Below are 14,521 nucleotides of genomic sequence, written 5' to 3'. Positions count from 1 at the left end.
TTGTCAGAGGGTCCCCTTGAACCGGGGCTTTCACGTGGCAGTGCAAGTGTTTCGCAATTGAGAGTGCTGGCCGTTTGCAGTCAGTGGAAAAACGACGAAGGGTCGGCGATGTGACTTTTTATTGCAGCCACCGTCGTGCTGAATAGTGGTTTTTTAACATCAAAACGTCGGCGTTGATGCGCTGGCGGACCGTCGCACTCGAAATGTATCGGTGCGAGGGAAAGGCACAAACTGTGTGCCGCGCAGGCGTCCTCCTTGAAAGGCGTCTGTTGGAATCGGGCCGGACAATGCGTTGTCCGGCCGCTATGGCCTTAGGCTCTGGAATACTCAATGTCGGACCGTTACGAACTTTTCCTCACCTGCCCAAAAGGCCTCGAAGGGTTGCTGGCGGAGGAAGCCACCGCCCTCGGTCTCGAGGAAACCCGCGAACACACTTCCGCCATCCGCGGCACCGCCGACATGGAAACCGCCTACCGGCTGTGTCTGTGGTCGCGTCTGGCCAACCGGGTGCTGCTGGTGCTCAAGCGTTTCCCGATGAAAGACGCCGAGGACCTCTACCACGGCGTGCATGACATCGAGTGGGCTGACCATCTGGAAGCGGAAGGCACGCTGGCCGTGGAGTTCAGCGGTCATGGTTCGGGCATCGACAACACCCATTTCGGCGCCTTGAAGGTCAAGGACGGCATCGTTGACCGCCTGCGCACGGCAGACGGCGTACGCCCGTCGGTGGACAAGCTCAACCCGGATCTGCGTGTGCACCTGCGTCTGGACCGCGGCGAAGCGATTCTGTCCCTGGACCTCTCCGGCCACAGCCTGCACCAGCGCGGCTACCGTCTGCAGCAGGGCGCCGCGCCGCTCAAGGAAAACCTGGCCGCCGCGATCCTGATCCGTTCCGGCTGGCCGCGCATTGCCGCTGAAGGCGGCGCGCTGGCTGACCCGATGTGCGGCGTGGGGACTTTCCTGGTCGAAGCGGCGATGATTGCCGCCGACATCGCGCCCAACCTCAAGCGCGAGCGCTGGGGTTTTTCGGCCTGGCTGGGGCACGTGCCGGCGATCTGGCGCAAGCTGCATGACGAAGCGCTGGAACGTGCGCAAGCGGGTCTGGCCAAGCCGCCGCTGTGGATTCGTGGTTACGAAGCCGATCCGCGTCTGATCCAGCCGGGCCGCAACAACGTCGAGCGCGCCGGCCTGAGCGAGTGGATCAAGATCTACCAGGGCGAAGTGGCGACCTTCGAGCCGCGTCCCGATCAGAACCAGACCGGTCTGGTCATCTGCAACCCGCCGTACGGCGAGCGTCTCGGTGACGAAGCCAGCCTGTTGTATCTCTACCAGAACCTCGGCGAGCGCCTGCGTCAGGCCTGCCTGAACTGGGAAGCGGCGGTGTTCACCGGTGCGCCTGACCTGGGCAAGCGCATGGGCATTCGCAGCCACAAGCAGTACGCGTTCTGGAACGGCGCACTGCCGTGCAAGCTGTTGTTGATCAAAGTGCTGCCGGATCAGTTCGTCACCGGCGAGCGTCGCACCCCGGAGCAGCGTCAGGCCGAGCGTGAGCAAGCCGCCTACGATCAGGCGCCGGACGAGCCGCAGGAGCGCCAGTACAACAAGAATGGCAACCCGATCAAGCCGACGCCGGCCCCCGCGCCGGTCATCGAGCAACCGCGCCTGAGCGAAGGCGGGCAGATGTTCGCCAATCGCCTGCAGAAGAACGTCAAGGCGCTGAGCAAGTGGGTCAAGCGCGAAGGCATCGACTGCTACCGTGTCTACGATGCGGACATGCCCGAGTACGCCATGGCCATCGACCTGTACCACGACTGGGTCCATGTTCAGGAGTATGTGGCGCCGAAGTCCATTGATCCGGAAAAGGCTTCGATCCGCATGTTCGATGCGCTGGCGGCCATCCCTCAGGCGCTGGGCATCGACAAGAGCCGCGTGGTGGTCAAGCGGCGCGAACGCCAGAGCGGCACCAAGCAGTACGAGCGCCAGAGCGCCCAGGGCAAATTTAACGAGGTCAACGAAGGCGGCGTGAAGCTGCTGGTCAACCTCACGGATTACCTGGACACCGGCCTGTTCCTCGATCACCGGCCGATGCGCATGCGGATCCAGCGCGAAGCGGCGGGCAAGCGGTTCCTCAACCTCTACTGCTACACCGCAACCGCCAGCGTGCACGCAGCCAAGGGCGGCGCGCGCAGCACCACCAGTGTCGATCTGTCGAAAACCTACCTGGACTGGGCGCGTCGCAACCTGTCGCTGAACGGCTTCTCGGACAAGAATCGTCTGGAGCAGGGCGACGTGATGGTGTGGCTGGAAGCCAGTCGCGAAGAGTACGACCTGATCTTCATCGACCCGCCGACCTTCTCCAACTCCAAGCGCATGGAAGGCGTGTTCGACGTGCAGCGCGATCAGGTGCAACTGATCGACCTGGCCATGGCACGTCTGGCGCCGGGCGGCGTGCTGTATTTCTCCAATAACTTCCGCAAATTCCAGCTCGAAGAGACGCTGGTGGAGCGTTATGCGGTGGAGGAGATCACCCAGCACACCGTGGATCCGGACTTTGCGCGCAACGGCAAAATCCACCGCGCGTGGAAGATCACCGCGCGCTGAGAGTAAATGGCAGGCTGAAGCGTCGGGATAACTGACGCTTCAGCCTGGGTTTCCCGAAGCCAATGCGCCTGCGTTTCGCACACACAGAGGCCACGCTTCTGATGATCAGCGCTGCACCGCCACGCACTTGATTTCCACCAGCAGGCCGGGCCGGGCCAGTTCGCTGACGCCGAGGCATGTCCATGGGCAGGTGCCGCGGGGGAAGACGCTGTCCTTCACTGCCCTGAACACGGGCATGTGACGGTGCAGATCAATGTGATAAGTCGTCAGGTCGACGACGTCTTCGAAGGTGCATCGTCCAGCGGCCAGCACGAGCCGCAGGTTTTCCCACGCGGCCAGGAATTGCTGCTCCGGGTCTTCGATGACTGTCAGCTCAGGGGTGCGACCGACCTGACCGGCGCAGTAAAGCGTTTTGCCGACCTTGACGGCAGGGGCATAGCCCGCGCGCTCGGCGAGTAGACGCATTTCGTCCGGGACGATGAGTTGACGGTCGGTCATGGGGTGGGCACTTTGAGTTTCGTTGGAGGCGCACGCTATCCCAGGTGGTTGATGTCCGTCCAGAGCGTGGGTGGCCTCTCGGTTTTCGAGAGGTGATGTGTGGCTGGCCCGAACGTCAGCGTTTTTCCGTTTTGCGTTGAGAGCGCAGAAAGAACGTCGGCGCGAAGTGTTCGGGTGGCAAAACCTTCCGCGCCTCCTTGCCCGGTAGTCCAGGATAAATCACACTCCGAACGCCAGGTCATGATCATCGGGAAAGGATGAGTCCATTTTTTGAGGCAAGGGAATGCGTAAATCAAGAGTCATCATAATAGCCACCCTGTCAGGGCTGATAGGGGCTGTTTTGCCCATGATAACGATGGCTTACATTTCCTGGGAAAGGGCCCTGGCCAAAGAACGAACGCATTTGGAGACCTACTCCGAGCGGGCTCTCAAAAATATTAGCTTGTCATTGCAGCAAGGACTCAACGTTATATCGGACATGGAGAACTGGTCCGGAACTCCGTGCTCTCCCGAGCATATTTCGTTGATGCGAAAAGCGACCGTGAACACCCGTGCGGTGGAAGAAATTGATTATCTTGAGCAAGGGTCGCTTGCTTGTACCTCATGGGGAGTCACGTCGATACTGTCTGGATCGACGACGTCGACCTATACCGATGCGGGAGGCTATAAAATCAATGTTCGCCTGATCCCGCGTGACCACGGGATCCAGCCGATTACGATCATCCATCGTGGTGCCTACAACGTACTTATAAATGCAGAAAGGCTGAGCGACATCATTCTGGATGATCGAATGCAGCTCGGGGTTTTTTACCAAGGTCAGTTAGTGAATATCTCTCGGGGCGCGGATGAAAAGACGATTTCCCGACTTGCTTCAAGTCAAGATCGAAATAATAAAGACTATCTCCATGCGGCTTCCACTCAGGACGACTGGTTCGCGCTTGTGATGGAGCCCATTACCAGCGTCGACACAAGCTTTTACAGCGAGCTGGCCTGGATGCTGCCGATTGGCATAGGTATCGGTTTCGTCGTCGTGCTATCCGTCATCCGAATCATGCGCATCAGACTCTCGCCGATGGCGGAGATGCAGATCGCAATCGCCCAGCGGGAGTTCACTGTTCACTATCAACCGATCATTGATCTTGAAACTGAACAATGTACAGGGGCCGAGGCATTGGTCCGATGGCTGAGGCCGGACGGAACGGTTGTGGCCCCTGATCAGTTCATTCCGCTGGCTGAAGAAACAGGGCTGATTTTGCCCATCACTGACCAAGTCATCCAGGGCGTCATCAGAGACATGGCGCAACTTCTGCGGGATAACCGTCATCTTCATGTCGCCATCAACATATGTGCAGATGATCTTAAATCTGGGCGTTTTCTTGACACGCTTGATCATGCATTGAAAGGCTCCATGATTGACAACAGTCAAATATGGATAGAGGCAACTGAGCGAGGCTTCATTGATGTTGAATCGGCCGTCGCGACACTTGAAAGAGCTCGGGCGCTGGGGTTCAAGATAGCCATCGATGACTTTGGTACGGGGTACTCCAGTTTGCAATATCTGGAGCGCCTTCCTGTCAATGTGCTCAAGATAGATAAATCTTTCGTGGACGCCATCGATAAATCTTCAGCGTCCAGCTCGGTGGTGACGCATATTATTGCAATGGCTAAAACACTGGGTCTGGACATTGTTGCCGAGGGGGTCGAGAGCCCCCATCAAGCAGATTACCTGCGAATGCATAAGGTAGATTACGCTCAAGGTTGGCTGTACTCGAAAGCATTGCCCTCCCATGATTTTCTGAACTTCATCAATGCCCAAAAAAACCGCTAGGGCATCTCCGCGATCTCACACAGGTCGAGGAGCTGGACATTGCCAGAAGCGGGGCACCTTGGCGGTGCCCGCTGCGCTGAGTTTCTGCTCAACAGGGATTAATGCACCGCCCACGAACGGGGTGCCGGAGTGTGGCTGAATTTGGAGATGCCTTTGACCCAGAACCGTCGATGAGGATTCTGGTCCGGCGGCAGCAACGGCTGGCTCGACCACTGGTGATGACGCTTGGCTTCATCGCGATACGCTTTCCACTCCATGGCCTCGGCGGTGTCCTGCGCGGCGCGTTCGTCATCAAACCAGCCCAAAACAGAAACTTCACCTTGATCGCGGCCATGCTCTACCAGCAGAAAAATGTTTGTGTACATACCTGTGCCTTTCACTGATCCGGTCCGACCCGACATTTCGGGCTCTACGAATAGCGTATCGACAGCGGCGGCGGAAAATTTAGCCTCGGGTTTCTCTGCCGGCTTTTGCGGTGTGACGCCCGGCGCCTTCCCGGCTAAAGCCGGTCCCACGGGACAGCGGCATCACTTTGGCAGCGGTGTGAGGATGTCAGCCTTGTCGTCCAGCAGAATGAACACCAGCAACTTCGCAGGCTGGGTTTCGCTGGCGTTTCGCGATTCGAAGTGCTTGGAGCCAGCCGGCTCGTACCACGTCTGGCCCGCCTTATAGGTGATCGCCTTGCCGTCGTTGACTCTCGAGATCACTTCGCCTTCCAGCACGTAAGCGATCGCGCTGCCGCTGTGGCTGTGGGCGATGGAGGCCTGGCCCGGCGTGTAATCGACGGTCAGGACCATAGCTTTTTTGCCCGGTGCATTGAGCATCGGGTGCTCTTCCAGCACGGTGACCTTTTCCTGCTCGGCATCGTGGGCCTGGACGCTCCCCACGGACAGCAAGCCGGCGAAGGCCAGCCAGCAGAGCGGGGCGGTGAGGAAATTGAGGGGTTTCATGAGCGGATCATCTGGCAGCAATTGATGACCACTACGCTAAGCCCGCCGATGCAACGCGGCTACGTCCAATTGCCCAGAAGATCACGGGACCAATGGCTGATCCCCAGAAACGAAAAAAGGGCCGAATCACATTCGGCCCTTCATCGTATTCAGCGTCGCCCCGGCGCAATCGCACTCAAGGGCATACGGTCATCACAACAGCGATTACTTGCTGCCGCTGGACCCGCTTGCGCCACCGCCAGTACCGCCGCCGCTGCCGCCCATGCCGTTGCCATTGGTCATGCCGCCGCCATCAGCGTCGGTGCGGTTGGTGCCGTTGGTGCTGCCCATGCCTTTGGTGCCTGGGGTCGACGTGCCTGGCGAGCTGCCGTCGCTGCTCTGACCGCTGGTGGAGGTGCTTGGCTTAGGACCGTTCTTGTCGATCGGATCGGTTGGGCCTGTGGAGCCTGCAAATGCGGAGCCAGTAGCAACAGCCATCAGGCCAGCGAGTGTCAGGGCAGTCAATTTTGTCTTGATCATGATGTGAATCCCTTTGTTGTCATGGATACCTATTGGTCAGTCGGGCAATGCAAGAGGTGCATTCGTCCCGACGAACGGTCATCCACGATCACTCAGGTTTGGCTATTTCGCGCGCAGCTCGTATCCCACCGCCAACGTCTGCAGATCAAAACGATCGGAAATGCTCGAGCAGTAGCTGGTCCTCGCCAGGAAGGCCCCGGGGCCGTTCAGATACGACTCGATGTCCTGCGCGCCTTCACACAGCGCTATCGTTCGACCCTTGAGCAACCCGCTGGCCTGCGCCGAGCGCAGCGCACCGTTGGGCGTCCAGTCGGCGACGATAAGCGCGCCTTCCGGAGCCGATTGTTCGTAACTGTGCACGAAGGTTTCCGCCGAGCGATCCCGCAGGTACGGCGCCATGAAGTAATGGATGTCGTCACGGAACGGCAGCGCTTCCTTGTGGGTCGGCAGCGCAACGGCGCCGCTGGCGTAAATCGCGTACACCGCGAGAATGGTCACCGGGCCGCTGAAGGGCAGGGCGTAAGCGACCACGGCGGCCTTGCGACGCGCCAGCCACGCCTGCACATGGATCACGCCGATGATGCTCAACAGCACCGCACCCGGCAGGAAAAACGTGAAACGATCGGTGACGTTGTACGACACCGCAAAGATGAAGTTCAGCACCGCCGCGCACCACAGCAGTCGCAGGCGCCGGCTTCTGGGGAACAGCACCAGCGCCACCAGTTGCGGGCCAAGTAACGACAGCAGCAGCAGCGCCACTGAGTTCTTTTCGTGCCACATGTCGTCGAAGCGAAACAGCGAGCCCTGCCAGCTTTGCTCGGTGGGGTTGTCGGGGATGCCGATCAGGTAACGATGGCCGATATCGATCAGGCTCAGGCCGTTCTGCATCTCCTGCAGAACACCGGGAATCGCCACCGCAAAGCCCAGCACAAACCCCGGAATCGTCACCAGAACCCGCGCCCTGTGCTGCCACACCAGTTGCACATACAGCGGGAACAGCACGATGAACGTCAGTTGATGAATGGCCGCAGCCAGCCCGGTGAGGATGCCGATGACGAACAACGCGGTGAGCAGGCCCAGACGCGATTTATCGCGAAAATGCACCATGTACGCCAGGGTCACCAGCAGCGTGTGCAGCAGGTAAACCTCGGCCTTGGTCGAGACCCAGAACACGCAATGGCACAACACCGCAGCGGCAATCGCCAGCAAGGCCTGCTGCGACGTGGCGCCGACGCCCTTGGCCAGACGGAAGATCGCCCAGCCCAGCGGGATCAGCAGCATCGAGTTCATGAAACTCAGCACCAACGGGCCGAAATTCGCGAACAGCGCCGTGGTGACGAACAGGTACAGCGGGTGATCCAGCGGCCCGAGGGTTTCGCTAAAGTAACGGCCTTCCGAGGCATCGGCGATGAAGATGCCATTGTCCATCCACTGAATCGGTCCGCTGGAGGCCAGAAAACTCCAGAGGACGGCGGCCACCGCCAGCAACAGGGGAATGCCAAACAACGCTCGATAACGTACTGCTGCCACCATGACTTGCACTCCTGTCCCTTAATCCCGTCGAAAAGCGTTATTGAATCGGTTGAACCCGAGGCGCCGATGCCTCGCCTTTGAGCCTGACCAGCATCACCGCGCCGATGGCCACGGCGAACCACAGCGTCGCCAGCCGAATCAGTACGGTGGCGGCCACGGCGTCGGCGCTGTTCATGCCTTTCCAGGCCAGCAGCCCGACCATTACCGCCTCCGCGCCGCCGAGGCCGCCGGGCATGAAGCTCACTGCGCCGGCCAGCATTGCCAGGGCGTAGACGAACACCGCGAAGGTCAGCGGGATGTCGGCGCCCATCCATTTCAGAATCCAGTCGAACGCCAGCGCCTCGGCGCTCCAGGCGACGACGCTGAGGGCGGTCAGGCCGAGCATCAGGCGCAGGCGATGGCATTGCTGCGCATGCACCAGCACCTGCAGCAGATGGCGCAGCAGCCCGAGCACCTTGCCGCCACCGGCCGGCACTGTTTCGGTGATCCGCTCAAGCAGGCGACGTTGCGACAGCACCACCAGCCCGACCGCCACCAGCGCCACGCCGACCACGATCATCGGCCACGCCTGGGGGTACAGCGACAGGCCGAACAGGGTCAGCAACACCACCGCAAACAGGTCCGAAAGCCGTTCGCTGAAAAACGCCGCGAAGCTCTGCGGGTAGGGCACGCCCCAGCGTTTCAGCAGCACGCCGCGCAAGGCTTCACCGGCCTTACCCGGCGTGGTGGTCAGGGCAAAGCCGGCCAGGTAAATGTTCAGGCTCGGCCGCCACGGCATCGGATGGCCGAGCACCTTCAGGTAGGTCTGCCAGCGGACAAAGCGCAGGCCATAATTGACCGACGACATGAACAGCGCGATGACAATGCCGACCAGCCCGACCTCGCTCACGGCGGCGCCCACCGCCTGCCAGCCGCCCCACAGCGAAAAGCCCAGATAGCCCAGCGCCGAACCGACCACCGACAGCACCACCGCGCGGTAGCGCCAGCCAGACAGGTGCGAAGGCTCTGTCACGGCTTCGCTCATAGATTCAGCCTCTTGAAGACCGGCTGCGGGATCGAGCGAATGACCAGCATTATCAGCGCCCAGAAGCCGGGTGCGTAGAGCGTCGGCACCTTGTTGGCGATGCCCTTGACGATGCGCTGGGCGACCTGCGCCGGTTGTGCCAGCAAGGCCGCCGGCAACGACAGCCCCTGGGTCATCGGGGTGTCGACAAATCCCGGCTTGATGGTGGTGACGTGTACGCCGACCTTGAACAGCCGCGCCTGCAAGCCTTCGCAGTAGGTCGACACCGCCGCCTTGGCGCTGCCGTAGAGGTAATTGGAAGGGCGGCCTCGGTCAGCCGCCACCGAAGAAATGATCGCCAGGCTGCCGCAGCGCTGGGTCTCGAACTGCATCGCCAGCACGGTCAGCAGGGCGATCACCGAGGTGCAGTTATTGGCGAATTCCTTGAGGGCCATGTGCACGTCGCGCTCGCAGGCCTTCTGGTCCGGCAGCGTGCCGTGGGCGATCAGGGCGATGTCGATCTGACCCAGGGCGGTCAGGCAGCGCCCCATCATCAGCGGGTGCGCCTCGATGTCGTTGGCGTCCATCTCGTGCAGCGTGACGTTGCTCGCCCCGCGCGCCTTGAGGTCAGCGGCGGTCTGCTGCAGCTTCTCGACGTTGCGCGCCACGAGGAAAAAATCGCTGCCTTCCGTGGCCCACAACCGTGCGCAGGCACTGGCGATGGCGGAGGTGGCGCCGATGATCAGGACTTTCTTCACGGCAGTTTTCATAGGATCACACGGCTCCAGAAACGGGACATCAAAGAGGGATCGCGCAGCGCTTCCAGCTGCTCCCAGGCGGGGTAGGCACGACGGAAATCGGCGCCGCTCATGTGGGCGTCCTTGGCCGGGTACAACCGCCCGCCGGCAGCGCGAACAATGTCGTCCAGACGTGGGAACAGAACGTTTTCCAGCGCCTCGCTCTGGGCAAAATCCAGCGCCAGCGAAGTGCCCTCCAGCGGGAACGACAGCAGACCCGGGGAAGCAATGTCGCCACAGCGCTTGAGCACGGCGAGGAACGAGCCCTGGCCGGCGTCGGCGATGGTGCGCAGCAGTTCGCCCATGGCGGCTTCGGCGTTCGCCGCAGGCACCACACACTGGTATTGCTGAAAACCCCGGCGGCCATAAATACGGTTCCAGTGCAGGATCCGGTCGAGGGGGTAGAAGAAGGGTTCGTAAGCGCTGCGGCCCTGCTTGCGCTGGCTGGGGTGCAGGCGCCAGTAGAGGCTGTTGAAGGCGCTGAGGGAGATTTTGTTGATCAGCGACACCGGCGGCGTCAGCGGCACGCTGAGCTTTTTGCGCTGACCGACGTCGAGGGAGCCGTACTGCGCGTGATCACCAACGATGAACACCCCGCGTCCGGTCTCGGCGCCCTTGGCCAGGCAGTCGACCCAGGCAACGCTGTACTCATGACGCGCGTCGAGCTCGGTCGACAGCGCAAAAAACTCGGCCAGATTGGCGAAGCGCACGGTGGTGGTGTCGATCTGGCTGGCGCGGATCGGCATCAGCTGAATCTGCGCCCAGTGAATGATCCCGGTCAGGCCGAGGCCACCGATGCTCGCGGCGAACAGGGCTGGATGATCTTCAGGCGAGCAGATCACTTCCGGCTCGCCATGGCGCAACAGGCCGAAGCCCAGCACATGACGGCCGAAGGTGCCGCGCACGTGATGGTTCTTGCCGTGAACGTCATTGGCGATGGCGCCGCCCAGCGTGGCGAACTGAGTCCCGGGCGTCACCGGCAAAAACCAGCCTTGAGGGATGGCCACGGCCAGCACTTCCGCCAGGGTGATGCCGGCTTCGGCCTTGATCACGCCGGTGGTCCAGTCGGCGTCGATCAGCCGGTCGAGCGAGCGCATGTGCAGCACTTCGTCGCTGGTGGCCAGGCAACTGTCGCCGTAGCTGCGGCCGTTGCCGTAGGGCAGGCTGCTACGATGGGCGCCGATCACGCGGTCCATCTGCGCCGGCAGTTCGTCCAGCCACACGCAGCCGTGACCGCGTTGCGGTCGATGGGGGAAACGTCCCCAGGAATACAACGGTGCGCTCATGCGGCGATCCAGAACATCATCAGAAATGCGGCGCCGATGAGTTGGCTGGTGCGGTCACGGATGGCGAACACCACCGGGTCTTCGTTCATCTGCCCGCGATGGGTCAGCATCCACACCCGCGTCACCCAAAACAGCAGCAGCGGGCAGGCCAGCCAGATGATGTGCGGCGTGACGTACAGCTCGGTGGTTTTCGCGTCCTGGATGTACAGCGCCAGCACCATGACCGCGAGGTAACCCGACGACGCCCCCAGCGAGGCGATCATGTCCAGGTCGCCGGGGTGGTAACCGCGCCCGCGGGCCAGGGTATTCACCTCCCGGGCGCGGGCATCGCGCAGCTCGGCGTAGCGCTTGACCATCGCCAGGCTGAGGAAAATGAACATCGAGAACGCGAGGATCCAGAACGTCAGGGTCAGGCTGAACGCCGCGACGCCGGCAATGATCCGCGCGGTGTAGAGCATCGCCAGGGCAATCACGTCCCAGGCCATCAGGCGTTTGAGCCTCAGCGAATACGTCAGCGTCAGGCCGTAGTAGGCCGCCATCACCGCCGAAAACTGCCACGGCAGCAGCAACAGCGCGGCGCCAAAGGCCATCGCCAGCAGCGTCGGCACCATCACCAGTCCGGTCTTGATCGACAGACGCCCACTGGCGAACGGCCGGTTGCATTTGCTCTTGTGGTGGCGGTCGTCGCACAGGTCCAGCAGGTCGTTGAGGATGTAGACGCTGGAGGCGCATAGGCCGAAGCAGAGGAAGGCGATGACCCCGTCGCGCATCAGCTCGAACTGCGCCAGGCGATGGGACGCCAGCAGCGGCACGAAGATCAGCGCGTTCTTCAGCCACTGGTGAAGGCGCAGGGCCCTGCGCCAGTCGCGCAGGCTTGGCGTGTTGCTATGAATGGTCGGTTCGACGCGCACTTGCGCGTTTACTTTTGCTTCCACACCGCGATCGGGGTTGACCACATAGGCCTGGCGGGACACATCCCATATGGGCAAATCATCTTTCGAGTTGCCCACGTAATCGAAACCGCCCTCGCCGAAGTGCGCAACTAACAGGTCGCGCTTGTTGTTGCCGGACAAGTTGCGGTTGGTATTGGAGGCCAGCACCAGATCAAATAACTGCAGGTGATCGGCGATGCGCTCGGCCAGGCTGACATGACTCGCCGTCGCCAGCACCACCATTCGGCCGGTGTCGCGTTCGCGCTGGATCATCTCGAGGATCTGCGGATCGTACGGGAGCACCGAGACGTCTATTTCGGAGTTGAGGGCCAGGCCTTCCTTGAGCGCGGCCTTGCCTTTGAACAGCCATCCCAGCATTTTCAGGGCTTTCAGCGGCTGGCCTCGAACAAACGCCATGGCCGTTTCCATGAGCAGATCCGAGCGCAATAACGTGCCGTCGAGATCAACTACCAACGGTGGGGAAGTTTCGAGAACTCGTCCCTGAATTCTGGCCATAGTGAGTGCTCCTGTAGGGTCACAGGACTATAAACAAAATAGGATTTTCACAACTTCATTTAAATTAAAGGGGCTCGCCCGGCACGTCGGCGAAGTGGCGTCAGAATAAAATTGGGCATTTTTGAGGAAAGTCTGCGGGATTGTTTCTCGTTAATAAGCCGAGCGCTGCCGGGGAATTGGCGACTAACTAATGACTTTTCGAGAGTGACGGTTTAGTGCCGTATTCAATTCGTCGATTCACGTCTGTCTGGATTCAGCGTGCTCCCAGGGGGCAGCGCCAGAGGCTGATCTCGGAACGGCGCTGTCGTTTCGACTCACATCGCAGTCATAATGACTCGCCCTTGCACCCCTTTCCCATGCCATGACCGGGAGCTTCCATGACCCATCCTTTGCTGCTGGCGCTGATTCCGCTGGTTGCCGACGTGTCCCGGGACCTGCCGGACGATGAGCGCTACCGCCGGTTGCTGCGGTCGCTGCGCCAGCTTTTTCCGTGTGACGCCGTGGCGTTGCTCAAGCGGGAGGATGAGGTGCTGGTGCCCTTGTCCGTCGAGGGCTTGAGCCCGGACACGTTGGGGCGACGATTCCGGCTGGGGGAGCACCCGCGGCTGGACATCATTCTGCAAAACCGCGAACCCACGCGTTTTTCCACCGACTGCGACCTGCCGGACCCTTATGACGGGCTGGTCGAAGGCGTGCATGGCGATCTGGAGGTGCACGATTGCCTCGGCTGCCCGCTGTATGTGCAGAACACGCTGTGGGGGGTGATTACGCTGGATTCTGTTGATCCGGCGCGCTTTGGCCGGGTTGATCTGGGCGATCTCCAGGCGTTCGCCAGCCTGGCGGCGGCCACCGTGATGGCCAGCGAGCGGATCAGCCAACTGGCGCGCGGCTTTGAGGATCAACGCCACTTGGTCGAGGTGTACAAACGTGCCGCAGGCGGACGCGGGCCCCGGGAGCTGATCGGGCAAAGCCCGGTGCACAAACGTTTGCAGCAGGAAATCCAGTTGGTGGGCAACAGCCCGCTGACGGTCTTGATCACCGGCGAAACCGGTGTGGGCAAAGAGCTGGTCGCCGAGGCCATCCACCTGCAGTCACCCCGGGCACGAAAGCCGCTGATCAGCCTCAATTGCGCCGCGCTGCCGGAACAGCTGGTGGAAAGCGAGTTGTTCGGTCACGTCAAAGGGGCGTTTTCCGGCGCGGTCAGTGGGCGCAGCGGCAAATTCGAGCTGGCCCACGGCGGTTCGTTGTTCCTCGATGAGGTGGGCGAGCTGCCGCTGCCGGTGCAGTCGAAGTTGCTGCGGGTGTTGCAGAGCGGCCAGTTGCAGCGGGTAGGGTCTGATCAGGAGCATCGCGTGGACGTGCGGATCATCGCCGCGACCAACCGTGATCTGGCAGAAGAGGTGCGCGCTGGTCGCTTCCGCGCGGATCTCTATCACCGCCTGAGCGTTTACCCGCTGGTGGTGCCGCCGTTGCGCGAACGGGGTCGCGATGTGTTGCTGCTGGCGGGGTATTTTCTGGAGGAGAACCGGGCGCGGATGGGGCTGCGCAGTTTGCGCATGAGCCCGGCGGCGCAGGCGGTGCTGTTGGCGTATCCGTGGCCGGGGAACGTGCGGGAGCTGGAGCATCTGATCAGCCGCGCGGTGCTCAAGGCGCTGTCGGGGCACGGCGAGCGGCCGCGGATTCTGACGATCGAGGCGGAGGTGTTGGGGCTTGATGAGTTGCGGGTGGCGGCACCTGCTTTGGCGCAGGTGCACGGCGCCATGCCGGTGATTCAGCCGGGGGAGGGGTTGAAGGAGGCGGTGGACGGGTTTCAGAAGCGGTTGATTGGTGAGGCGCTGGAGCGGCATCAGGGGAAATGGGCGGACATGGCGCGGGAGTTGGGTGTTGATCGGGCTAACCTTAGTCGCCTGGCCCGGCGACTGGGGATTCGGTAGGTTTTTTTGGATCGGGGGTGTCAGAAATTTTGTGTTCGGGCATAACATGAGTAAGAGGTGCATGTATGCCAACCAAAAAGAAACCTGCGTTACGCGAGCTACCCAAAATCCCTAAAGAGCTGCT

The 14,521-nt window shown here is 61.4% G+C and carries 12 protein-coding genes; 3 read left to right on the top strand and 9 right to left on the bottom strand.

What is annotated here, in order from left to right; translation table 11 throughout:
- Positions 1 to 330 precede the first annotated feature (330 nt).
- Positions 331 to 2,601, top strand: coding sequence for a bifunctional 23S rRNA (guanine(2069)-N(7))-methyltransferase RlmK/23S rRNA (guanine(2445)-N(2))-methyltransferase RlmL (gene rlmKL, locus ACYASU_RS04595; RefSeq protein ID WP_192172447.1), 2,271 nt, complete (start codon positions 331 to 333; stop codon positions 2,599 to 2,601).
- A 105-nt stretch (positions 2,602 to 2,706) separates the two neighbouring features.
- Here rlmKL and ACYASU_RS04590 read toward each other — a convergent pair whose 3' ends face one another.
- Entirely contained in the window at positions 2,707 to 3,099 is a 393-nt protein-coding gene (locus ACYASU_RS04590) for a RidA family protein (RefSeq protein WP_463582083.1), read from the bottom strand.
- 283 nt (positions 3,100 to 3,382) lie between these two features.
- On the opposite strand from ACYASU_RS04590, the gene ACYASU_RS04585 reads away from it, so the two are divergent.
- Positions 3,383 to 4,927, top strand: coding sequence for an EAL domain-containing protein (locus ACYASU_RS04585; RefSeq protein WP_463582082.1), 1,545 nt, complete (start codon positions 3,383 to 3,385; stop codon positions 4,925 to 4,927).
- A 98-nt stretch (positions 4,928 to 5,025) separates the two neighbouring features.
- Here the strand turns inward: ACYASU_RS04585 and ACYASU_RS04580 are convergent, their stop codons facing one another.
- The 8 genes from ACYASU_RS04580 to ACYASU_RS04545 all read right to left on the bottom strand — a co-directional run bounded on the left by ACYASU_RS04580 (position 5,026) and on the right by ACYASU_RS04545 (position 12,463).
- A complete protein-coding gene (locus tag ACYASU_RS04580) occupies positions 5,026 to 5,292 on the bottom strand; it encodes a hypothetical protein (RefSeq protein ID WP_192172450.1) in 267 nt (88 codons plus the stop codon).
- 162 nt (positions 5,293 to 5,454) lie between these two features.
- Positions 5,455 to 5,877 (bottom strand): cupin domain-containing protein, encoded by a 423-nt coding sequence (locus ACYASU_RS04575; protein ID WP_463582081.1) that lies wholly within the window; start codon positions 5,875 to 5,877, stop codon positions 5,455 to 5,457.
- A 204-nt stretch (positions 5,878 to 6,081) separates the two neighbouring features.
- Positions 6,082 to 6,396 (bottom strand): hypothetical protein, encoded by a 315-nt coding sequence (locus tag ACYASU_RS04570; protein WP_192172452.1) that lies wholly within the window; start codon positions 6,394 to 6,396, stop codon positions 6,082 to 6,084.
- A gap of 102 nt (positions 6,397 to 6,498) precedes the next feature.
- On the bottom strand, positions 6,499 to 7,929 hold the full coding sequence (locus ACYASU_RS04565; protein ID WP_463582080.1) for a DUF2723 domain-containing protein: 1,431 nt from the start codon (positions 7,927 to 7,929) through the stop codon (positions 6,499 to 6,501).
- A gap of 37 nt (positions 7,930 to 7,966) precedes the next feature.
- On the bottom strand, positions 7,967 to 8,941 hold the full coding sequence (locus tag ACYASU_RS04560) for a lysylphosphatidylglycerol synthase transmembrane domain-containing protein (protein ID WP_463582171.1): 975 nt from the start codon (positions 8,939 to 8,941) through the stop codon (positions 7,967 to 7,969).
- An 8-nt stretch (positions 8,942 to 8,949) separates the two neighbouring features.
- Positions 8,950 to 9,690, bottom strand: coding sequence for an SDR family oxidoreductase (locus ACYASU_RS04555; protein ID WP_463582170.1), 741 nt, complete (start codon positions 9,688 to 9,690; stop codon positions 8,950 to 8,952).
- An 8-nt stretch (positions 9,691 to 9,698) separates the two neighbouring features.
- Entirely contained in the window at positions 9,699 to 11,015 is a 1,317-nt protein-coding gene (locus ACYASU_RS04550) for an FAD-binding oxidoreductase (RefSeq protein ID WP_463582079.1), read from the bottom strand.
- Entirely contained in the window at positions 11,012 to 12,463 is a 1,452-nt protein-coding gene (locus tag ACYASU_RS04545) for a UbiA family prenyltransferase (protein WP_463582078.1), read from the bottom strand. Before ACYASU_RS04545 ends, ACYASU_RS04550 begins: the two co-directional genes overlap by 4 nt.
- Before the next feature lie 377 nt (positions 12,464 to 12,840).
- Between ACYASU_RS04545 and norR the strand changes: the two genes are divergently transcribed.
- Positions 12,841 to 14,397 (top strand): nitric oxide reductase transcriptional regulator NorR, encoded by a 1,557-nt coding sequence (norR, locus tag ACYASU_RS04540; protein WP_463582077.1) that lies wholly within the window; start codon positions 12,841 to 12,843, stop codon positions 14,395 to 14,397.
- The last annotated feature ends 124 nt before the right edge of the window (positions 14,398 to 14,521 follow it).

It is taken from the genome of Pseudomonas sp. HP_12 (assembly GCF_055283955.1).
The sequence above is the reverse complement of the archived record's forward strand: the minus strand, read 5'-3'. Positions and strand labels throughout refer to the sequence as shown.